Below are 22,939 nucleotides of genomic sequence, written 5' to 3'. Positions count from 1 at the left end.
GGAGGCAATATAGATTTGATGACGGAAATAATACCAGTTTGACGAAAAAAACCGGCGTCGGTTTTGATAGATAATTCACCAAAGACGACCTTGACAATGATGACAGATCCGAAGACGAATAGTGCTCAGTTATTTTCTAGCCCACTAATTTCCGAGGCAAACGTGTTAAATCAGCAATTGGTAAACGTTAATAAGCAATTACGAGATAGTGAAACACGTTTTGCCGCATTTGTGAAAGCCACGTCCGATGTCATTTATCGGATGAACGCAGATTGGACCATTATGCTCGAACTTCAGGGCCGTGAATTTCTCGAAGATACAGGGGAACCCATTCAGCATTGGATGGATAAGTACATCCATTCCGAAGATAAGGAACAGATCTTGCATGTCATCCAAGAAGCAATACGCACTAAGAGTATTTTTCAACTGGAACACCGAGTGAAACGGCTTGACGGTAAAATGGGTTGGGCATCTTCTCGTGCTATTCCAATTGTGGACCGAGATGGCAATATAATTGAATGGTTTGGAACCACCAGTGACATTACGCAACGGAAGCAAGCGGAAGAAGCCTTACGTCGATCGAAAGACGAACTGGAACAACAGAAAAGGCTTTATGAGGCAGTAACGGCAAGTACACCGGATCTTGTCTACGTGTTTGATTTACAATACAAATTTACCTATGCTAACAAGGCCTTACTTATAATGTGGGGCAAAAACACCTTGGAAGAGGCAAAGGGTAAGGGGCTTCGTGAATTGGGCTATGAAGAATGGCATGCCGAAATGCACGAGCGGGAGATTGACGAAGTGGTTGCAACGAAACGATTGATAAGAGGCGAGGTTGCTTTCCCTCATGCTACACTTGGCAGACGCATTTATGATTATATCTTTTCGCCGGTATTTGACGCAAACAATGAAATTGTTGCGGTGGCAGGTACAACCCGTGATATTACCGAGATGAGGCAACTTTCGGAACAAAAGGACGAATTCTTGGCTATGGCCTCACACGAATTAAAAACACCGGTGACGGTAATTAAGGCCTATACCCAAATCTTTCATCGTTCTGCGCAAGAAGCGAATGACAAGCAAGCAGCAGCTCTTTCCTTAAAAATGGAGGCGCAGATTGATAAGTTAACATCGCGAATAGCGGAACTACTTGATGTGTCGAGAATACAAGGTGGAAAGCTACACTTGCAAGAGAAACATTTCGACTTCAATGAATTGATTGATAGTGTGGTGGAGGAAATACAACGAACTACCCAGCGGCATCAGATCATTAGGCGTTTAACAACATCAAAAAAGGTGTTTGGTGATCAAGATCGGATTGGGCAGGTTGTCATCAATTTGTTAACTAATGCGATTAAGTATTCTCCTCAGTCAGATGTTATCTATGTATACACCAAGCTGGTTAATGAGAATCAACGCGATCGCATCGTATTCTCTGTGGAAGATTTTGGCATTGGCATTCCTGAAGCTGACCAAGAAAGGATATTCGAGCGATTTTATCGCGTAACCGGTGGAAATCAAAATACGTATCCGGGTTTAGGACTGGGGCTTTATATTTGTTCGGAAATCATCAAATGGCACGGAGGAACCATTTGGTTGGAAAACAAAAAAGAGGGGGGCTCTATTTTTTCATTTTCATTGCTTCTAAAGAAATAAAGGGAACATAATCAGCTAAACGTTGTTAAAAGTTAAAGCTTGGCATAAAGATGAGAAAGAAAAAGGTAATGATCATAGATAATGATCCAGGTATCCTTGATTCTGTCAAATTATTGCTTGAGGTATGTAATTATGACGTTGAAGCCACTGACGACTTAAGCATAGTAACAGACTCACGGCATGAGCTTCCGGATATTTTATTATTGGATATTTGGATGTCAGGTGTGAACGGAAAAGACGTTTGTAAACAGCTCAAAAGCCGAGACCTAACACGTCAACTACCCATTATTATGTTTTCCGCAAACAGAGACATCGCGAAAATCGCCCAAGAAGCCGGAGCCGATGATTATATAGCCAAGCCTTTTGAACTAAACGATATGCTTGAAAAAATAGAGCGATATACTTAATAGTGCCGCACGCCATTGAGAAGAAAACGAGTATGTCTTAGCTCGGTATAAGATAATTTGTTCTCGTTTATTCACTATAATTTGTAAATAATTTCTCAATATTTCTCGATTTTTCTCAAACTAATTGTTGGTATAATTGTTCTTTGTTACCAAGTATAAAGAATAATTATGGTAAGCGTAGGTATAATAGAATCGGATGAACAGATGAGAGCTACAATTCGGACGCTCTTATTGAACCAAAGAAGTCAGGAATTCAACATCCTTTTCGAGCTGGAGCGCGCCAATAACCTGCTCCATCAAAAGGCACTGTCACCACAACTGATCTTAGTTGAACTTAAAGGATATTCGACAAGAGTGATTAAACAGATAAGAATTCAGTTTCCAAAAACAAATATAATCATATTAAGCGAAATCGCTAATATCGCGACTGTACTGGAGGCCCTTCGCGCGGGCGCCGTTAGCTATTTGTTAAAGTCTACTTGCTTAAATAATATAGCACCGGCTTTAATCGCAACTCATAAAGGTGGGTCTGTTATTAGCCCTTTTATTTCCCGCGAAATGGTGGAAAGGATACATGATGCAAAACGACGAGAGGATCTACTTTCCGCGCGCGAATTGCAGATTGCTAACGGGCTTGCTGATGGGTTGAGTTATAAGCTAGTAGCCGATCGCTACAATTTGGCAGTTGACACGGTACGGGTTTATATTAAACGGATTTATCGCAAGTTAAACATAAACAGTAAGGGGGAATTGATCGCACAATTAAAATATTAAGAATCATCACATCGTTATGTGACATCTGCTTTTTCTAGGTCCGCTTTGTAAATAGAATATTTGTTTTTGGGATTTATGTACTTCTGTCATGCTTGTGAAAGCTCTTATAGCCATATTGATCCTTTTTTTCTCTATAGTTTGGTGCATCGGTTATGTATATGCGCAAGACTTAACGGTTAGCTGTGTTTTCGAGAGAGATACCTTAATTATAAAGCCAAGTAGTACATTTAGTAATAAACTTGTAGTAAAAAACCATACTATTGATGAGGTCTTCTTAACAATTGAATCGACCGGCAAATCTTCCAATAAGGCGCTGATCGCTTTACCTGACACAATTAGACTCGATCCGGGAGAGGAAAAGCGGTTCCCCGTAAAATACATAGCGGATAAACAGACTATCGTCGAAAATTTACAACGCTTTGAGGTTCGGTTAAATGTCTTAGATCAGGAAATGGAGGCGCTGCCTAATGCCTTCTTCTATACTCAATTAGCGGATACACGTACCTTAACACTCCAAACAGAACAACCGGTTTACTTCTTGCAACCAAGTACAAACCAAACGCAGCTGATGCTGAATTGTGTAAACAATGGCTTAATTCCCATTTCCTTTCGTTTGGTTTTAAGCGAAGTTCCTGAAGGATTGGAGTTTATAGGCGAGCAGATGAGTCTTACATTGCCGGCAGGTGCGCGCCAATTGATTCCGTTCATTGCTCGAAACAAAACGAATAGCCGTCAGGCAGCTGATTTTTCCGTCACTATTCAAGCAGTAGACGCTAGTGGTCAGCAATTAGCCGTACATCGCGTACGCATTCAACACGTGAATAGTGTAAGCTCGTTTTTCAGTAATGCGCCTTTCGCACAAACACCTAATAATACGGCCGCTTTTCGATATCTCAGTTTAAATCAGTATAATGAAATTTACCAAATGCAGGCGAATGGCCAGCTCACTATGGCGAATAAACACGAACTTGACTATCGTTTAAATCTGGATTATTATCAGCAGCTGGGCGGTGTTAATCTCTATGATACCTATTTGTCTTATGAAAATCAAAATTGGGGGCTGAAGTTGGGTAACATTTATGAGAACTTAGATTACGCGCTGAGCGGCCGTGGTGCCCGGGCCAGTTATCGCATCAATGAGGTGGACCGCGTAAGCGTATATGCTCTTCAGAATAATTATATGCTGGCTTCTCAAATATTCAATGATTTGCCGAACGAAAATATATTAGCCGTGAATTATAGTTTTTTGAAAAACGGGCAAGAGGGGCGATTGACTTACTTGCATAGCCACCAATCATTTAATGCGTTGAACAGTCATCAGGTCAGTGTTGCAGTTCCTCTGAAGCTAGGTGCGCAACATGATTTGAAAATAGAAGCAGGTTATAGCCAGGAAACTTTTACGGACATTGCAAGCACTCGGCGAGCAGTAGCTGGGGGAATCGATTACTCAATCACACATAAAGGGTATCAATTCAGCACCAATAACTATTACAGCAGTCCTTATTTTACCGGGCTTCGACGCGGAATTTTGCAAAGCGATAGTCGAATTATAAAATCAACAGAGGATGGCGGGACATACTCCCTACGTATTAGCTTGCTGAATAATCGACCTTCCTATCAAGGTCGAAGATACGGATATGGTTATCTCCCTTTTCAAAATAGTATCTATTCCTATGAAATAGGTTATGGTAAAAATTTGGGAAGATTTCGGCTGGAAATGAAGCCTTACCTCATGCAACAAAGCTTACGGAATGGTACCTACTCATCGGAGGGTGAAGCCGCGTCGCGATGGCGATCTTCGGCGGGGCGAATGCTATTGAATGTGGGTTATGCAGCTCCTATACATAGTTTTTATCTGCACGTTGATCATGGCTATGTTTATGAAAGCACGATGCCGATGGCTCCAAGCTCTTACCATTCTTTGCGGATTAACGGAAGCTATACCAATCCTTTGTTCGGTATTAGCACTTATATCCAAATAAATCCCTATTACCTCAGCGATCTGTTTGCAAACGTAAATGATGTAGCTTACCGCTTATATTCAATAGGCCCCAATACTAATTTTACAGCGTTTAAAAATAAGTTGCAGGTACAATTGGCAGCGATGTATAATTATTATGGCTTTACAGATACGCGTAATTATTCTGTAAATGGAACGGCAAGGTGGAATCTGAAGGGAAATTGGGCAGTTACAGGCGATATGTTCTATACATTGGTGACCATGCAAACAGCACTGCCTGAGGAAGTAGGTCTGAATTATGTTCGTTCTTCATTTGATACGCGACAGATACGGATCGGTATTGAAAAACAGTTTGCTGCCATGCAGACATCCAACGGCAAGAGAATCCGCCTCATCTATTATCAGGATCTTAACAACAATGGCAATCGAGACGAAGGAGAATCGCACATTTCGGGTCTCATGGTTAAAATAAATGATCAAACTGCTGTGACCGATAAATCCGGTCAGGCGGAATTTCAGCATATGCCAGTAGGAAACTATACCGTCGACTTGCTGAGTACAAAGGGCTGGACGAGTGCGCAACCAATATCCTTGGTCCTAAACAAGAATATATCCCTGGAAATTCCGCTGACACAAACCAAGTTACTGCAGGGCGAAATGCAAGTTATGGGTAAAAACTATCAGCTAACGGCTCCACTACTGTCGGGTATTCGCTTGATTGCCGTCGATTCGCAAGGAAGGGTCTATAGAACGTTAACCGATCAGAATGGGAGATACACTTTTTATTTAGCTCCTGATATTTATGAGGTTTCCGTTGAAACCGATGAAATGCCATTTACTATAGAAAATAAAATAGAGAAGATCGATATGAAGGCAGCACCGGATAAATACGTTTTAGATTTTAAATATTATGACCAACGCCGTAAAGTAGACGTTAGAAAATTCTAGTGCCTAAAGTGTAGTAAAACTGTAAATAACGGTAGCACTATAAGTGCCGGGTGCTTTACCGAGCAATTGCGACATTGCTGTGTTCGGAATACTATAACGGATATCCAACGTTCGATCGATCGTGGGATTAGCATTATTTATAAGTTGTTGTGGTGTAGTGGAAAGAGTAACTGTATTAACTCCTGTTTGCCCGGCAGAGGCGCCTATACGCAAAATATTTACAGGTATTTGGCCACCGGCTCCCGAAAAGTTAGCGGTTGATGAACGTACGTAGAGACTATAGGGAGTTGTTTTACTAATACGTAAATGTTGCGTCATATCTCTCGTTATGCCTTGACGGTAATCCGTCACATCATCAAAAACAAAGTTAACATTTGGCTGCAAAGCAATCAACTCCGCTAAATCACTGACGATGACTTGTAAAGTACTGCTTCGCTGCACCTGTAATGAGCCTGTAGGATAAGCACTGGCCAATTTACTCCAGGTATAAGTAATGGGCACTGAATAGGTTCCCGCTTGTACAAAACCTGTTTTCAGATTGTTTCCCGTAATGGAAAATGCTGCAGTTAATGCTTGATTATTGTTCGTAGGCACGGCTATGCCCGAAGCAGCCGTTAATGCTTGTGATGTGGTGGATAACATGATCGGCGTAGCATTGGTGATATTGGATAGCGTTGAATTGACAAGCCCAACCGAAGTGCTAGGTGTTTGATTATAAGAACTATTCGTGTTGAAAGAAAACTGCGTGTTACTTGCTTGCAAGCTCAGAAGATAGGGCACCGTAGTTGATACAGAGATATTGCCGGCAGCGCTGATACCGGCGCTGTTTCTGAAAAAACTCAAATTGTTTACTGGCAAGCTTAGCGACGATAACGTAGCCTGAGGGGCAATAAATCCAGGTACGTTTATATCTAAATTCGGCGTAGTAGGTGTTATCTGATTGGGGGATAGCAGTCCTGTTCTGAAGTTAATAGGCGTACGATAAATGCCCGATATCCAAGTGTGGCTGCCCGTTGATATACGATAGTCCGCAATAACGGCGCCTGACGAAATACTGGCCAATGCTGCGTATAATAAAGCGTAGGAAGTACTCAGGGTGACTTCTGCTGAGACACCTATTAAGGAAAGAGAGCCGATACTTCGTAACCGTATATGCGCGATATTCAGTGGCACAGTAGACGTTTCTCCAACCGTATTGGTAAAATTGGGACTATTGGCTTTCACCTCAATATTCGGCACCAACCCAATTAAGCTCGAATACGTTCCACTTGCCAAGGTAGCTGTATAATCTGAACGTGCTGTAATATTGGCTTGGGGCAAATTAATGACGATTTGTCCGTAGGCTGGAGCTGAAAGCAGGAGCCATCCCAATAGTAGCTTGTTAATAATCAATTTCTTTTTCTGCAACACGCAAATCATAATTATCTCCCGCGTCTAGGATGGCAACTCCTAAGTGTTTTCCCTTTAATGAAATTGGTAAATCGACGTAAATCCATTGTTGTGCATGGGGAAGCATGGCGATAGCGGTGGTTTTGATGGGGATTTCTGCGCCGGTTTGCACATTTGTCAACTCGAAACGTACATGCGCATCTTTATTGATTTCTCCCGTGTTCTTAACCTTCAGTGCAACGCGACGAACACTGTCTGTTTCTAATTTTATGATACCCTGATCTTCAAAAGCGACAAAATCCAACTCGCCCGGTGTTAGTCCCGGTGGCACGTGATAGATCTGCACGCCGACCTCTAAAAGCACATTTACGCCTAGTTGCTTCTTTTCTTTTGAAAGCTTGGTCTGCTCTTTCATTTGCGTAAAAAAAAGCATACTGTTGGTCAAGCCGCGTGCGCCTGCATCCTTTGGTACGGTCATTGACACGAGTATGCGTTTTGTTTCGTTCGGGTTAAGGTTAATGGTAGATTCCGAAAGTCTGATCCAGCGACTATTGGAATGTTCCACATCACCTGGGGCGTCGTAAACCTTTCGACCGATCGAATCGCGATGCCAATCTTTTAATGCCGTAATAAAATTGAACGATATTGACGAGTTGTTGGTAAGAGTAATCACTTCTTGGACCGTCTCGCCGGGAAGCCCCTTAAAAAAAATCCGAGACGGTGATATCGATATTCCTTGGGCGAAACAGTTCCAAGTGCATAACAAATAAAAAATCACTGAGAGCAAAGAAGTGCGAATTCTCCATCGCCTGATCAATTCCAAGTAACACCTGTCATATATCATGCACCGATCAAATTTGCGTTGCTGTATAAATCACCGTAGTAGAATATACTTCGGGCACTTTATCAATTAAAGAAGTAGCATCGGGTATGGTGTAATTGATATTATAAGTTGTGCCGATTGTAGCTGGGCCATCAGTAACTAAAGTTCCTGCGGTGGATGATAATGGGACTATCGCAGGCGTTCCGCCACCGGTAGTGGAAGGGTCAACACTTACTTGGACAACACTCAGTGGAATGGGCGAAGCGTTCTCAGGTATTACCGTAAACTCTTCCGTTGCTTGTACAGTGACTTCGTAATCCTGATTACTTACCACCGTGAAATGTCCCACTTTCGGTTCAACCTGTGGTGTGGTGTAGTCTTCAGGTGTGCTATATACGAAAGTTACGTTTGGATCTGCACCTAAATCAATGGATATAACCGGAGCGGTTAGGTCGATCGAAACGGTCACATTACCTGTTTGATCTGTTTGTGCTTGAGCTAGCTGGAATTGTGCTATTAATGCTAACAGCAATATTCCCGAAAATAAAAATAGCTTTTTCATAATTATTTGAATAGTTTAATTTCCATATCCATAGAGAGAACACAAAAATTATACTTATTCTGTTTCGTGTCCAATCATTCATGTCACATATAGATGTTACGAAGTGATAGATCGAGGGGCTATAGTTGCCAAATGCTTATTGATGTAGCTCGGGTAACCATTCTATTGCTTATTTACTAGTCACAGTCTTCCGGAATAGTTGAGGCGTTGTAATAGGTGTTTTCCTTTATGTAAAATACATATTCTGCTAACATTAATTTAGTAGATTTGTTTAATTGCCAAACAAGCGACTTATGTGGTATCGGTTTGTCTTTCTGTTACTTATATGTGCCTGTAGCAATGATAGTCGATCTATTAAGGTAAAAGGATCGGATACGGAGGTGAACTTGGCGGTAACCCTTGCAGAACGTTTCTATAAAGTGAACCCCGCTTTTAGCGTAGCAATATCCGGTGGAGGGTCCGGTTTGGGAATCGCCTCTTTACTGAATGGGCAAGCAGATATCGCTAATTCTTCACGACGTTTAAACGCAGAAGAAGATAGTTTATTCAAGGTTAAAAAGATAAAGCTACACACGATTGTCTTTGCAGAGGACGCTACGGCTTTTATTGTACACAAGGAATTTCCGTTAGACACCATCAATATACCCACTTTAAGAAAGGTTTTAAGCGGTCGGTACCGAACATGGAAGCCAGTGACGGGAACGAGCATGCCGATTAATATTTATGGGCGGCAAAGCAATTCCGGAACACATGCTTTTGTTCAAGAAAGGCTGGGTATTCGATTTAGCAGAGATGCAAAGGAGATGAACGGAAATGCGCAGATTATGGAAGGCATTAAGGCGGATCGTTCGGGCATTGGCTATGTGGGCGCTGGATACATCGCTCACGAAGCGAAGGAACGTGCTGTAAAAGTTCTTTATATACGCGACCCAAAAAAGGCGACCGCTGTTTCTCCCTTAGACGAAAAAGCAATCATGGAAAAACGTTATGCCTTTCAGCGTCCCTTATATCAATTTATTCCGAGTACTTCTTGGGAGAAAGTTAAGACTTTTATCGATTTTGAGCGAAGCGAAGAAGGAAAGTTAATTATAAAGGCTTCCGGCTACTATATCACCCGGTAAATCCCCTGGCTATGCAATTAAGTGCTAAAGAAAAAATCGATCTCCTCGCTAAATGGCTTTTTCGGGCAACCGGTATGCTCATTATCGCCATTCTTGGTGGAATTTTTTTTATGTTGTTATGGAATACCGTAGCCTTCTTGATTGAGGTTAAGCCGCTGGACTTTATAACCGGTACCCAGTGGAATCCGGGAGGTACTCCCGCCACTTATGGTATCCTTCCCTTATTAGTCAGTACTTGTTTAGTCACCTTTGGTGCCATGTTGATAGCAATCCCAATAGGAATTGGTACGGCAGCCTTTCTTTCCGAATATGCCAATAGAAGGCTGCGGAATATTCTTAAACCGGCTATTGAAATGCTGGCAGCCGTTCCCTCTGTAGCTATTGGCTTTTTAGGAATTGTTATTTTAAGCCCACAACTAGGAGAATTATCGAATCAACCGAACGGTTTGAATGCACTCAATGGTGCCATTCTTTTAGCGATTATGGCACTACCTACCATTATAACAGTTACAGAAGATGCCTTACATAGCTTGCCGCAGTCTTATAAGGAAGCTAGTTTCGGCTTGGGCGCAAATCGTTGGCAAACGCTGTGTAAAATCACCATTCCGAGTAGTGCACCCGGGATATTGGCTGCCGTCATGTTAGGCGTTGGCCGTGCTTTAGGTGAAACAATGACCGTACTAATGGCAACCGGTAATGCGGCTGCCTTTCCGAAAGGATTTTTCCACTCCGTACGCACCATTACTGCAACAATTGCCATTGAGATGGGAGAGGTGCCTTATCAAACAACGCATTACTATAGTTTATTTGCCATCGCTACGGTTCTCTTCCTGTTTACTTTAGTCGTTAACCTAGTAGGTGAATATTACGTTAACAAGTTTAAGAAATATCAAGCTTCTTAGCCATGAATAGATTAACATCAATTATTGAATGGGGGACTTTGCTTCTTTGTACAGGCTTAGTCTGCATTTTTCTTTTGATCATTATCGGTGATATCATCGGAAAAGGAGCACCCGTGCTAACTTGGGACTTTGTTAGTACACTGCCTACAGATGGTATGACCAATGGGGGAATTTTGCCGGCAATAATAGGTACGGTAATGCTGACCTTAATTACTGCAGTGGTGGCTGCGCCCTTTGGCATAGGCTGTGCTATTTACCTCAATGAGTATGCTCCTAACACTTGGTTTACGCGTCTTATTCGCGCTTCTATACGTAATTTGGCCGGAGTGCCTTCCATTATTTACGGTCTCTTTGGCCTGGCGCTGTTTGTGCAGGGATTAAACATGGGGACTTCCCTCTTGTCGGCAGGCTTTACTTTAGGTCTGTTGTCGCTGCCTTATATCATTACCACTACAGAAGAAGCGCTTCGTCGAATTCCGGCAAGCACGCGTGAAGGCGCTTTGGGGGTAGGTGCTACACAATTTGAATCCATTCGTGACATGGTACTACCGTCCGCGTTACCGGGTATCCTTACGGGTATGGTATTAGCTTTATCGAGAGCGGCCGGAGAAACCGCACCGATCCTTTTTACCGGCGTTGCTTTTTATATCAACAACCCCACCGGTTATCTCAACCAAGAGTTTATGGCCTTGCCATACCATTTGTATATGTTATCAACACAGCACCAAGCCATTGAGGAGGTGAGACCCTTGGCTTATGGAACGGCGCTGATTTTGATTATGGTGGTTTTTATATTGAACAGCATCGCCTTTTATATACGTTATAAACACAGTAAAAATGAAGGATAGTCAGACGAAGCTTGCAGCCTCAGGAATAAATCTTTGGTTCGGATCTAAGCAGGTACTTAAGAACATCCATGTCCGTTTTGAAAAAAATAAAGTTACGGCACTCATTGGACCTTCGGGTTGTGGAAAAAGCACCTTGTTACGTTGCTTTAATAGGATGCACGACTTGACCTCCGACGCTCGTATAGAAGGAGATTTTTTGTTGGATGGTAAAAATATTTATGATGCTGATTTTCCCGTTACACAGGTTAGAAGGCGTATTGGAATGGTCTTTCAAAAACCGAATCCCTTTCCAAAAAGCATTTATGAAAATATAAACTATGGTTTGAAAATTAATCAAGTGCCGAAAGAACAACGGCCAAGAATCGTTGAAAATGCGCTGAAAGAAAGTTTTATTTGGGAAGAAGTAAAAGATGATTTGCTAAGACCAGCCACCCGCTTGTCGGGTGGCCAACAGCAGCGTCTTTGTATTGCCCGGGCCGTAGCACTCCGACCTGAAGTGATTTTGATGGATGAGCCTTGTTCCGCGCTTGATCCGATAAGCACTTCGAAGATAGAAGAGCTTATTGTTAAATTGAAGGAAAATTATACCATTGTCATTGTTACCCATAACATGCAGCAAGCACAGCGTATTGCCGACAAAACAGTGTTTATGTACCTAGGCGAAATAATTGAGGAGAATAATACCATGTCGCTCTTTAATAATCCGCAACATGAACTGACCGCGAATTACGTGGGTGGCAAATTCGGATAACCTAACGGATTTAGACCGCTCCCTATACAATATGTAGATTTAAAACCGGTAGATCCATATAAAGACCATCATCCTTACTATTATTATTCTTGCGGTATTAGAACCTCCTTGGACTTTGTTGAATGAATATATTATTTTAAACCTTGTGATGTTCCGTTTGTTCTTGAAATAGGTGTATCTTCGGAAAATAAAATCGTTGTAAAATACGGAGCCTTGTATACTTAATTTTAACGCTTGATTGCATGCATAAGAAAATAGCATTTTTGACGGATACCCATTTGGGGGAACAGTTTACCTTGGATCAGGGTGTTGACGGTGTAAGAAATCTGGAAGCCGTTTTGAACGACGTCCGTTCGAAGGGAATAACGGAAGTGATTTGCGGAGGGGACATAGGAGATCCAAAGGTGAACGCGCAGTTCATTAAATTATTTGATGTGCCACAGATTCGTTTCCGATTGATTCTAGGCAATCACGATAAATTTCATGAGGTGATAAAGCATTTTCATGTCGATGCTCAATTTGTTGACAATGAGTTGTTTTATAGTGAAAAGGTAGGTCAATTCAAGTATGTTTTTATGGATTCTTCGTCCGGTAGCATTAGTCGCGGTCAACAAGAATGGTTAAAGACGCAGTTAGTAGATGAACAGCAGGTTGTTATCTTTATTCATCATCCGCTCCTTAAAGTAAACACACCTGTCGACGACGAATATCCATTAAGTGATCGGGAAACAATAGTTGATTTACTAACGCAATCTGCATCCAAAATATGTATATGTTGCGGACACTATCACATGGCCGATTCACAGGTTTACAGAAATATTAATCAATATGTTTCACCTGCGGTATCTTATCAGTTCGTTAAAAACGCCAGCCAAATTGAAATTGACAATAAGCGATTAGGGTACAGTATCATTGAAATAAATGATGACGATATTGCAATACACCCGGTATTCTTACGATAAACCCAACCCCCTTTATACTTTAGTGCGCAACATTAGCGGCTCTATAGAGTTCTTCATATTGTTGGGAATTGATTGGTTTCATTAGATAATCTTTTACGCAAGTAAGGGATAGACTTCGTACTCTGTCCTCGATAGCGGGGGATGAGCTTACGATATAAATAAGCGTATTTTCTGTAAGGCAGGTCTTCCTTAATTTATCAATTAGCTGCCAGCCATTCATAATCGGAAGATTAAGATCTACCAGTAGAAGCTTAGGCATAGATAAAGAAGTTAATTCAACCGACCGAAAATACGCATAAGCGTCTATCCCGTTGGTGAAACTTACCGTATCGATATCACCGGCGATTTTTTGAAATTGCTTTTTAGCCAATAGCTGAAATATGGGATCGTCGTCCACAATACATATCTTCATAACCAACCACTTGATTACAGTTAAACGTGAAAATATGTGAAATGTTTATGTGAAATTAATTTTTATCTCTTACGAAAAAAATATAATGAACGCCGGACACACAAATGTATGCCTAATTTGTTTTTTATCTTCTGATAGACAGTTTTTTATGTGTTGTCTATCAGAAGATGTAAGGTAAGATGTAGGATCGGATAATCCTGAAAAATAATAATCGGCTAAGGACATGGGAGGAAGGCTCAGCCACTCCATGGTGCGGGTGTCATTGAGATCGAACAGATCATTCATGCTTGATGCTGACACAAATAAATGATCATTCAAAATGATAATGGGAATTTCAGCAACGTTATCAGATGAAACAGATAAACCAAGTTGTGCGGCAAGTTCATAGATGCTCATTTATGATTCGTAAAATAGGATTGCAAATATAGGCATATATTGTTGCAAATGAAAAAAATATCACAACATTATTGAGATATAGTTGCATAAAAAGTGTATATTTTTGTTACCATGTTGCAGGGCTTAAAAGCATTATATATTGTCATCCGAAATGGGGAAGCGATTTGTTTTGAAACGAATCTTCGGGCCTTTGTACGAAAATTTGAAGAGATCGAAGGAGAATCGAGAAATTTTGACTTCTTTTATCGGAAATTTAAAAGAGAAAGGCTTTTTAAATTAACCTTGTCGGGAAAGGAATATACCTTTCAAAAATTGTTGTAGAATTGTATAGTCCACTATCGTAAGTGAGCATCTCATCGTTTAATTCTTTTTTCCAATTGTTGAAAATGATATTCATTACCTTCTATTATAAAAGAGAAGGATTGGATTTTACCTGCTAGAATCTGTTGTTCTTCCACCATCTTCCTAAATCTATCTACGTGCCCTTGGCTGCCAAGATAATTGCCGAAACGCTCCCATAAATCTTCTAAACGAGATGCATAAGCAATCACCTCATCTTGATGAATGATAACAAAGAGAAACATTGAAAATTTGGTCATGGTGAAACTATTGATTACACATACAAGTTCTTCATCGTGTATTTAATTCTTACTTTCCGTTGGTTGTTACATTTACATACAGATTCTTATACCTGCCTAAGTTTATGTAGAAATTAGGAATGATTTAAGACAATAGATGGCAAATTATACAAAGTCGCTATTGTAGGCAAAAACTTAATCTTTACACGACCTAAAGATAAATTAATTCGATTAGAAGCGCAAACAGATAAATGTCCGGTGGATCGATAAGAAGTAGTAGATGCTGCTACTTGTTTTTTAATTTTTGTCAATTGACAATTGGTTCACGATATTTGGTAGCTACTTTATTGAATGAAAGAATTATTAGCGTATCTCGATCAATTTGGAAGACTTACGCACAAAGGGGAGCAGCTTCTAAAAGAGCTTGTAAAAGAAGTTTCGATCCATAAGGGCGCATATTTCGTTGAAGCAGGAAAAATCTGTTCGAGCCTCGGTTTTGTGCAAGAGGGGATCTTTCGGTCTTGTTATTACAACAAATTTGGAGATGATTTTACGAGGTATTTTGTCTATGAAGGTCGATTAATAGGCGATATAAATGGTTTTATTGATCGTATTGCCTCCACAGAATATATTGAAGCGATAACTGATGCACGTATTTATCTTTTGAACCGGGAAGATTTTGAGCTTTTAGATCACGAACTTCCAAATTGGTCAACCATTTTTGTAAAACTGAATGCAGCCGTGTTGGAGAACAAAATGAAAACAGCTAGCAATATGTTGGTGCAGGACGGACAAACGCGTTATTTGAACTTCCTCAATCATTATCCGGGACTGTCTAATCGTATTCCCCAATCAATGTTGGCTTCCTACCTTGGAATAACTCCCTCCTCGTTAAGTCGTATCCGAAGAAATATATTCTAAACGAAAGCATTCTTGTCAAATGACAATGGGAATTTAAAAATTAGCGATCAAATTTGGATCATAATTATTTAATTCGTCAAAAATGAAAGCAGATGTTGTTTTAGGTCTTCAGTGGGGAGACGAAGGTAAAGGTAAAATCGTTGATGTTCTGTGTGACCGGTATCAAGCGGTGGCCCGATATCACGGTGGATCAAATGCCGGACATACCCTGGAATTTAATGGACAGAAGGTGGTGCTTAGCGTTCTACCGTCCGGAATTTTTAACCGAAAAATTCGTAATGTAATTGGCAGCGGTGTTGTATTGGATGTGGCTGCACTACGGCGTGAGCTGAATGCACTCGAGTCCTTGGGGCACCGGGTCATCGATTGGCAGAATCTGCTTATTTCGAAAAAGGCACATTTGGTTTTGCCGACACATTGCCTCCTGGATCGCTTTGCAGAGGAGCGCTTAGGAGAACGGAAAATTGGATCCACTCAGAAAGGGATTGCTCCAGCCTATGCGGACAAAATTCTTCGCAAAGGTATTCGTGTTGGTGATCTCTTGCAACCCGACTTTGCGCTACGCTGTCGAAAATTGATGGAGGACCATGCTAAACAACTGCAGGTATTGTTTTCAGAAGAAATTGACCTGGAAACACTTTATCAAAAGTTTATGGAAAACATCAATATTTTACGCCAGTTCACCCTTATCGATACCGAACCCGTACTCCAGGAAATTTTAAATAGCGGAGGCCGGATATTAGCGGAAGGAGCTCAGGCGACTCTACTGGATTTAGATCATGGCTCTTACCCTTTCGTGACTTCCTCTAGTACGCTTTCCGGGGGTGCCTGTGTGGGCTTGGGAATCGCTCCGCAGCGAATAGGAGAGGTATACGGGGTCTTTAAAGCGTATTGCACTCGTGTTGGAAATGGGCCCTTTCCAACCGAAATAAAAAATGGAGACACCAAAAAATTAAGGGAATTAGGTAATGAATTCGGTGCTGTAACCAAAAGGCCGCGAAGAACGGGGTGGTTGGATCTCCCTGCCTTGAAATATGCGATTATGCTGAACGGTGTTACTAAATTGATCATTACCAAGGTGGATGTTCTCAGCGCTATGGAAACTGTTCAGGTCTGTACACATTATTTGGTAGATGGCAAACGAATGGATCTCGTGTCAACCTGGGTGGACAGTGATAAGGCGACACCTGTTTTTAAAGAATTTAAAAGTTGGGGCAATGTAAACGGGATCCGTGAAAAATCACAATTGCCGGTGACCTTAATAGACTATGTTACATTTTTGGAGAAAGAGCTCGGGATACCAATTGTCTATATCTCCGTTGGTCCGGATAGAACGCAGATGGTCGAAAGATAAAAGTACGATTTCTTCATTTTCGAATTTCGTATATTAGCCTCGCACGTGTTAAACGGGCTTTCAAGAATTCAAAACACGATCGATGCGATATATCCTATTCATAGTAATGTCTCTTTATTTTCAAACTACTTTCGCGCAAAGCCTTTTAAAGGGAGCGTTGGATGGAGCGAGACCGGGGAAAGAAAACCTCAGTTTACGAGTTGATAACCATAAGGATAGCTTGCTTGCTTTGCCTATATCGGTAATGAGAGGAGCAAAATCCGGACCAATCTTCACAATCGTTGCTGGTATACATGGCTTTGAATATCCGCCTATTATTGCTGTTCAGGAGCTGATGAAGGAAATAGATACAAAGCAATTGACAGGCACCCTTATCATTATTCCGGTTGCGAACACTGCTTCTTTCTACCGTAGATCACCCTTTGTCAATCCGATAGATCATAAGAATCTTAATAAATCCTTCCCGGGTAAATACGATGGCACCGCTACGGAGCGTTTAGCGCATCTAATTAGTCAGCAGGTTATCCCCAACAGTGATGTTTTTCTCGATATTCACGGCGGTGATGCAAATGAAGACTTGTTACCTTTTGTTTGTTATTATGACCGTCGGGATAAAGCAGAACAAACGAGGGTGGCAAAGCGATTAGCAGAAGCAAGCGACTTCGAGCATATCGTATCATATCCATACACTATTAGCGACGATGAAGCGGCACTTTATGCATTTAAACAAGCTGTTCAAGATGGAAGAATCGCATTGAGTATCGAATGTGGCAAACTGGGAACGGTACAGGTCAGTGCGGTAAAGAAGATAAAGCAAGCCGTATACAATTGTTTAAAAGAAATGGACATGTACACGGATGCAACAAAATCAGACCTTACCCGGACCAAGGTGCACTATAACCGGCAAGAATATATCAGCTCACATGGCCAAGGCATTTTCTATAGCACCTTGCTTGCGGGGGATCGGGTTACCAAGGGACAACAGCTGGGATATATCACGGATGTTTTCGGAAATAAATTGCAGGATGTTATTGCAGAGGTGCCGGGTGTTATTCTATATAAAGTAGGAACGCCCCCGGTTAATAAGGGTGAAACACTTTTCTGTATCGCATATTCCGAGTAACGGAAATGCTGATTACGACCAACTTATAATTTGTTTATAAGATTTCCTGTGTACGGAGGTTCAGCTGCCAAAATTACGGCGTCCTATGGATAACGGGTTGCCCATGGGAGGCACAGTTAAAGGCTTTACTATATAGTGCGACTAGGTTGTCCGCCTGAAAAAAAACATATCTATTTGGTGGATTTTTATTAGTTTAGCAAAAAGGTTCGTAGGGTCCTGAGGTTTAGTGATGTAAAAAGCCGATAAAATGATATGCAAAGACGTCCACTGAAGAAAGGAGCGATGAATGCCTAATACTGATTATGATGCAGTAGTAGTTGGCTCAGGCCCTAACGGTTTAGCCGCCGCTATTTTATTGCAACAACAAGGCTTAAATGTGTTGATTATTGAAGGCAAGGACGTTATCGGAGGTGGTATGCGTAGTGCAGAATCAACATTGCCCGGTTTCATACATGACATTTGTTCGGCAGTGCATCCCATGGCAGCGGCCTCTCCATTTCTTGGTAGCTTGCCTTTGGCGGATTATGGTTTGCGTTATATAGATCCCAAGGTATTAGCGGCCCATCCACTTGACGGGGGAACGGCTGCGGCCTTATACAAGGATATTGGACAAACTGCGGAGACTTTAGGTATAGACCGAGCATATTATTCGGACTTGATTGAACCGCTGGTAACTTCGTGGCCGGATATTGTAAATGATTTATTAGGGCCGTTCGGTTTTCCTAAACACCCATGGAAATACTTAGGGTTTGGTTTAAAGGCGGGACTTCCAGCTACCTTGTTTTCAAAACGCTTTAAAGGGAAAGAGTTAAAAGCTTTATTTGCAGGTATGGCTGCGCACAGCCTCTTAAATCTTGACCAACTCACTACGTCTGCAATTGCCTTGGTACTTACAATGGCAGGCCATCGCAGCGGTTGGCCAATTGTAGAGGGAGGAAGCCAGCAGTTGGCGCAAAGCATGGCAGCTTATTTTTGCGCATTGGGCGGTAAGATTGAAACAGGTATTTGGATTCGGTCGCTTGCACAATTACCCAAAGCACGTGCTGTTTTTTTTGATATATCGCCCAAACAGCTACTAGCTATTGCAGGGCACCGTTTTACCTCTTTGTATCGCAAGCAACTAAGTCGTTACCGTTATGGTGCAGGTCTCTTCAAGATCGATTGGGCCTTGAGTGAACCTGTTCCGTTTATCGCGGAATCGTGTAGGCAGGCAGGAACTATACATATCGGTAACACTTTTGAAGAAATTGCATTTTCAGAGAAACTGGTGGCTCAAGGTAGACATCCCGAAAAACCTTTTGTGCTGTTTGCACAGCAGAGCTTGTTCGACGCTTCACGTGCGCCAAAGGGAAAGCAGGTAGGGTGGGGGTATTGTCATGTGCCTAATGGTTCGACAAAAGATATGACGGAGCAGATAGAAAATCAGGTAGAACGGTACGCTCCTGGATTTCGTGACCTTATCTTGGCCCGTCATATTACCAATACGGAAGACCTTGAAAATTATAATCCAAACTATATAGGTGGAGATGTAAATGGTGGTGCGTTGGATTTGAGGCAACTTTTTACACGCCCTGCACTCCGTTTTTCACCTTATCGTACTTCTGCCAAAGGACTTTATATCTGTTCTGCTTCAACACCGCCTGGAGGAGGAGTGCATGGAATGGGCGGTTTCCATGCGGCTAAACAAGCACTGAAGGATATTTTCAACATAACGATTTAGTCCACAAGTGAAAGATAGAACTGTTTTTGTAAAAAAAGTATATAAAAAAGGTAGATATTATATTCTTTTCAATTTTTTTGTAACTTTGGCTCGAAGATGCGCATCTTGATTTTAAATTAGAACGATTATGAAGATAAAGAATTTACATGCTTTCGTTTTTCGATGTTGATTTGGAGACCAAAATATAAATAAACTATAGGATTTTAATCATTGATCATGATCAATTGGCGTTGCGTGATCAAGCTTTGTAACTTAACCCATTTTTTATGCAAACTCAAAAGAGGAGGGCACAATCCGTGCCATCTCTCCTTTCATTACTTTTTATCATCTTTTTTACGGAACAGTTAGTTGCCCAGCAAACTAAACCGCTTGTCAATTCTACACTTCAGGGGCAAGTGCTCGATTCAATAACAAAAGAACCATTACCGGGTGCTTTGGTACACATAGAAGGCACTACGCATAGTGTATCCACGGACGAGGAAGGAAAATTTGGCTTTGTTACGGGACAAATATTTCCTTATACACTTGAAATCTCTTATATCGGTTATGAAAAGAAAAAAATAATCGCATCAGAAGCGAAGATTGAAATTTTGCTCAAGCCAGGGTTCAATCAGTTAAACGATGTAGTGGTAGTAGGTTATACTACACAACAGCGGAAAAACTTAATCGGTTCGGTTACGAAAGTGAATCCTGCTGAGAGTAAGGATATTCCGGCAGGTGGTTTTGATGCGCAATTGCAGGGTAAAGTATCGGGTGTTCAAATTTCTAGCAACACAGGTGTACCTGGGGAAGCTGTAAATATACGTTTACGGGGGGCAACCTCCATCAATGCCAGCAATGATCCCTTATATGTTATCGACGGGGTATTTTTAAATACCAACAGTTTACAAACTGTTAATACAGGAGGTAAGGCAACATCTCCTATAGCCGATATCAATCCGGCAGATATAGAAAGTATTGAGGTTTTAAAAGATGCAGAAGCAACGGCGCTCTATGGTTCCCGTGGTGCAAATGGCGTTATTATTATTACAACCAAACGAGGTAATTTTAATCAGAAGCCAAAGGTGGCACTCAATCTTTCACAGGGAATAGCAAAGGCAGCGAAACTTTGGGAGCTAACAACCGGGCCTGAGCATGCTACGCTGGTAAATGAATACTATCGAAATATTGGTCAACCGGAGCCCTTTCGTCCGGTAACGGAAGTGATAAATGGTATTGCAGGCATAGGTTTGCCGGAAGAGCAGCAAACCTATGATCGCCTTGGTGAGGCATTTCGTACGGCAGCATTAACCAATGTCGATCTGTCAATCAGTGGGGGCGCTATCGGGACCCGTTATTATATTGGTGGGGGATACAATCGACAGGAATCCACTCTCAAACCCATCAGTTTTGACCGGCTTAGCTTTAAGGTGAACCTCGATCAAAAAATCAGTGATCGTGTCCAGATAGGAACCAGTAATACCATCGGCCGAACCGGAAGAAATCAAGCTCGTGCAGGTGATGGCCCTCAGGGCGGTTTATTACAGGCAGCCTTACATACTCCTACTTACCTTTCCCCTTATAATGATCAGGGGGTGCTGGTTGGCAGAGCTGGATTTGACAACCTGACGCTATTATTGGAAAATTATGATGTACACAGCACCAGTTTGCGTTATATCGGAAATTTGTATGCAGATATTCAGCTGTCGTCCGACTTAAAATTCCGTTCAACTTTCAGCTTGGATTATAACAATTACGATGAAAGCGAATATTGGAACAACTTACTTATTGCAGGTAGTCCGAACGGTTTAGCCACCTCGGCTATCGGACAGTCTACCACGTGGATCAATGAACAAACCATAACCTATCGAAAAAAAGTCAATCAAAGGCATGATTTCGGTATATTGGTAGGTAATACTTTACAAGGTTCAACCCTTAAGCGCACATCGGCAACAGGCAGGGGGTTTGCCAGTAACGACTTTAAATTGATCTCTTCAGCTGCAACCACTACAAGCAGTCAAGATTGGGAGAAATACAACCTGGCTTCTTTTTTTGGTCGAATCGATTATGCTTTTGACGATAAATATTTGATCGATTTTTCTCTGCGTGCCGACGGCTCTTCGCGTTTCGGGTCTGCTGACCTGTGGGGCTATTTTCCTGCGGTAGGTGCAGCCTGGCGTATCAAACGTGAGAATTTCTTAAAGAACCTCGCTTATTTAGATGACCTCAAAATTCGTGCAAGTTATGGTAGCACCGGAAATCAGAACGGTATCGGTGCTTTTGCAGCGCGCAGACTTTGGTCGGGCATCGGCTCTTCTTATCAAGGGATTCCAGGGATCGCACCTGAGCAATTAGCAAACAGCGAGCTCCGCTGGGAACGGACCGACCAATTGAATATTGGACTGGATGCAACCTTGTTCAAACAGGCACTGGACATCTCGTTCAATTGGTATCGTAAATATACGAAAGATGGTTTACTTCCGGTTACGCTAGCAGCCACAACCGGTTATGACAGTTATACGAGTAACGCTGCGGAAATCAGTAACAAGGGACTGGAGCTGGCATTGGTCAGTCGGAATATCCGAAAAACGGATTTCTCCTGGCAAAGTTCCTTTAATATTGCGCGAAACGTAAATAAAATAGAAAAGCTGGAGAATCCCTTAAACTACGGTAGCCGTGATCTCATCCTTTTTCAAGAAGGGCACCCACTATATTCCTTTTGGGTTTATAATCAATTATATGTAGATCCGCAAACAGGGGATGTGGTTTATGAGGACGTAAATGAAGATGGTAGGATTACAGTAGCTGATCGGAAAATTATGGGCAGTATTTGGCCGGATTTTTATGGCGGCCTAACCAACAATTTCACCTTTAAAGGTTTCGACGCAAATATCTTCTTCGTATTCTCTTACGGCAATGAGATCTATAACCATAATCGATTTTTCGGGGAAGCGGGGGGCGCGCGTGACGCAGCTCGGGTCATCTTTGCCTCCAACTTAGACAGATGGCAGCAGCCCGGTGATATAACGGATGTGCCCCGATCGGATGGTGTAAATGTGAATAACTACAAAGATGGTGGCAGCAGGTGGTTGGAAGATGGTTCATACCTGCGTTTGCGGTCGCTTACTATCGGTTATACCTTGCCGAAGCATGTAACAGATCGCTGGCATTTGGATCGTTTACGCTTCTATTTGCAAGGGAATAATTTGTTTACCTGGACTAAGTACAGCGGTTTGGATCCGGAAGCTGCTGCTAGCAGCGATCCAAATGAGCAGGGTATTGACTTGGGAACACCTCCGCAACCAAGGAGCTTTCAACTGGGGATTAATTTAGCGCTTTAATGGATTTTT

The 22,939-nt window shown here is 41.9% G+C and carries 21 protein-coding genes; 15 read left to right on the top strand and 6 right to left on the bottom strand.

Going from position 1 to position 22,939, the window contains the following annotated elements:
• Window positions 1–63 precede the first annotated feature (63 nt).
• The 4 genes from QT327_RS04245 (at window position 64) to QT327_RS04230 (ending at window position 5,748) form a co-directional block, all read left to right on the top strand.
• The gene (locus QT327_RS04245) at window positions 64–1,659 is read left to right on the top strand and encodes a PAS domain-containing sensor histidine kinase (RefSeq protein ID WP_289552123.1); all 1,596 of its coding nucleotides are present in this window, start codon (window positions 64–66) and stop codon (window positions 1,657–1,659) included.
• A 50-nt stretch (window positions 1,660–1,709) separates the two neighbouring features.
• Window positions 1,710–2,066 carry a response regulator gene (locus QT327_RS04240; protein ID WP_130856752.1) on the top strand — a complete coding sequence of 119 codons (357 nt, stop codon included), beginning with the start codon at window positions 1,710–1,712 and terminating at the stop codon, window positions 2,064–2,066.
• A 168-nt stretch (window positions 2,067–2,234) separates the two neighbouring features.
• Window positions 2,235–2,840 (top strand): LuxR C-terminal-related transcriptional regulator, encoded by a 606-nt coding sequence (locus tag QT327_RS04235; protein WP_149106024.1) that lies wholly within the window; start codon window positions 2,235–2,237, stop codon window positions 2,838–2,840.
• Between the two features lie 88 nt (window positions 2,841–2,928).
• Window positions 2,929–5,748, top strand: a complete 2,820-nt coding sequence (locus tag QT327_RS04230) for an SdrD B-like domain-containing protein (protein WP_289552121.1) — start codon at window positions 2,929–2,931, stop codon at window positions 5,746–5,748.
• Window positions 5,749–5,751: 3 nt separating this feature from the next.
• On the opposite strand, the gene QT327_RS04225 is transcribed toward QT327_RS04230, so the two are convergent.
• From QT327_RS04225 to QT327_RS04215, 3 genes are all read right to left on the bottom strand, one after another.
• Window positions 5,752–7,155 (bottom strand): hypothetical protein, encoded by a 1,404-nt coding sequence (locus QT327_RS04225; RefSeq protein ID WP_289552119.1) that lies wholly within the window; start codon window positions 7,153–7,155, stop codon window positions 5,752–5,754.
• On the bottom strand, window positions 7,130–7,810 hold the full coding sequence (locus tag QT327_RS04220) for a hypothetical protein (protein WP_149106021.1): 681 nt from the start codon (window positions 7,808–7,810) through the stop codon (window positions 7,130–7,132). Before QT327_RS04220 ends, QT327_RS04225 begins: the two co-directional genes overlap by 26 nt.
• Window positions 7,811–7,988: 178 nt before the next feature.
• Window positions 7,989–8,522: a hypothetical protein gene (locus QT327_RS04215; RefSeq protein WP_130856757.1), complete on the bottom strand. Its 534-nt coding sequence runs from the start codon at window positions 8,520–8,522 to the stop codon at window positions 7,989–7,991.
• A gap of 293 nt (window positions 8,523–8,815) precedes the next feature.
• On the opposite strand from QT327_RS04215, the gene QT327_RS04210 reads away from it, so the two are divergent.
• From QT327_RS04210 to QT327_RS04190, 5 genes are all read left to right on the top strand, one after another.
• Complete coding sequence (locus QT327_RS04210) at window positions 8,816–9,643, top strand: PstS family phosphate ABC transporter substrate-binding protein (RefSeq protein WP_149106020.1); 828 nt, start codon at window positions 8,816–8,818, stop codon at window positions 9,641–9,643.
• Window positions 9,644–9,654: 11 nt separating this feature from the next.
• Complete coding sequence (pstC, locus tag QT327_RS04205; RefSeq protein WP_149106019.1) at window positions 9,655–10,545, top strand: phosphate ABC transporter permease subunit PstC; 891 nt, start codon at window positions 9,655–9,657, stop codon at window positions 10,543–10,545.
• 2 nt (window positions 10,546–10,547) lie between these two features.
• Window positions 10,548–11,393 carry a phosphate ABC transporter permease PstA gene (gene pstA / locus QT327_RS04200; protein WP_013667949.1) on the top strand — a complete coding sequence of 282 codons (846 nt, stop codon included), beginning with the start codon at window positions 10,548–10,550 and terminating at the stop codon, window positions 11,391–11,393.
• Window positions 11,383–12,144 (top strand): phosphate ABC transporter ATP-binding protein PstB, encoded by a 762-nt coding sequence (gene pstB / locus QT327_RS04195; protein ID WP_149106018.1) that lies wholly within the window; start codon window positions 11,383–11,385, stop codon window positions 12,142–12,144. The genes pstA and pstB overlap by 11 nt, the downstream gene beginning before the upstream one ends.
• A 242-nt stretch (window positions 12,145–12,386) precedes the next feature.
• Window positions 12,387–13,106 carry a metallophosphoesterase family protein gene (locus tag QT327_RS04190; protein ID WP_130856759.1) on the top strand — a complete coding sequence of 240 codons (720 nt, stop codon included), beginning with the start codon at window positions 12,387–12,389 and terminating at the stop codon, window positions 13,104–13,106.
• A 19-nt stretch (window positions 13,107–13,125) separates the two neighbouring features.
• Here QT327_RS04190 and QT327_RS04185 read toward each other — a convergent pair whose 3' ends face one another.
• Both QT327_RS04185 and QT327_RS04180 read right to left on the bottom strand, forming a co-directional pair.
• Window positions 13,126–13,518, bottom strand: coding sequence for a response regulator (locus QT327_RS04185; RefSeq protein WP_130856760.1), 393 nt, complete (start codon window positions 13,516–13,518; stop codon window positions 13,126–13,128).
• Between the two features lie 69 nt (window positions 13,519–13,587).
• Window positions 13,588–13,914: a hypothetical protein gene (locus tag QT327_RS04180; protein WP_289552116.1), complete on the bottom strand. Its 327-nt coding sequence runs from the start codon at window positions 13,912–13,914 to the stop codon at window positions 13,588–13,590.
• Between the two features lie 93 nt (window positions 13,915–14,007).
• On the opposite strand from QT327_RS04180, the gene QT327_RS04175 reads away from it, so the two are divergent.
• Window positions 14,008–14,235: a hypothetical protein gene (locus QT327_RS04175; protein WP_013667944.1), complete on the top strand. Its 228-nt coding sequence runs from the start codon at window positions 14,008–14,010 to the stop codon at window positions 14,233–14,235.
• Window positions 14,236–14,267: 32 nt separating this feature from the next.
• Here the strand turns inward: QT327_RS04175 and QT327_RS04170 are convergent, their stop codons facing one another.
• Window positions 14,268–14,513, bottom strand: coding sequence for a hypothetical protein (locus tag QT327_RS04170; RefSeq protein WP_130856762.1), 246 nt, complete (start codon window positions 14,511–14,513; stop codon window positions 14,268–14,270).
• Between the two features lie 330 nt (window positions 14,514–14,843).
• Here QT327_RS04170 and QT327_RS04165 point away from each other — a divergent pair, with 330 nt between their 5' ends.
• From QT327_RS04165 to QT327_RS04145, 5 genes are all read left to right on the top strand, one after another.
• A complete protein-coding gene (locus QT327_RS04165) occupies window positions 14,844–15,413 on the top strand; it encodes a Crp/Fnr family transcriptional regulator (RefSeq protein WP_130856763.1) in 570 nt (189 codons plus the stop codon).
• Between the two features lie 82 nt (window positions 15,414–15,495).
• Window positions 15,496–16,767 (top strand): adenylosuccinate synthase, encoded by a 1,272-nt coding sequence (locus QT327_RS04160; protein ID WP_130856764.1) that lies wholly within the window; start codon window positions 15,496–15,498, stop codon window positions 16,765–16,767.
• A gap of 82 nt (window positions 16,768–16,849) precedes the next feature.
• A complete protein-coding gene (locus tag QT327_RS04155) occupies window positions 16,850–17,890 on the top strand; it encodes a succinylglutamate desuccinylase/aspartoacylase family protein (RefSeq protein ID WP_130856765.1) in 1,041 nt (346 codons plus the stop codon).
• A gap of 286 nt (window positions 17,891–18,176) precedes the next feature.
• Window positions 18,177–19,610 (top strand): phytoene desaturase family protein, encoded by a 1,434-nt coding sequence (locus tag QT327_RS04150; RefSeq protein WP_130856766.1) that lies wholly within the window; start codon window positions 18,177–18,179, stop codon window positions 19,608–19,610.
• Window positions 19,611–19,876: 266 nt separating this feature from the next.
• Window positions 19,877–22,930: a SusC/RagA family TonB-linked outer membrane protein gene (locus QT327_RS04145; protein WP_130856767.1), complete on the top strand. Its 3,054-nt coding sequence runs from the start codon at window positions 19,877–19,879 to the stop codon at window positions 22,928–22,930.
• The last annotated feature ends 9 nt before the right edge of the window (window positions 22,931–22,939 follow it).

The organism is Olivibacter sp. 47 (assembly GCF_030372825.1).
In the GTDB taxonomy this organism is placed as follows: domain Bacteria; phylum Bacteroidota; class Bacteroidia; order Sphingobacteriales; family Sphingobacteriaceae; genus Olivibacter; species Olivibacter oleidegradans.
Note: the sequence above shows the minus strand (reverse complement) of the source record. Positions and strands in the feature narration are given on the sequence as shown.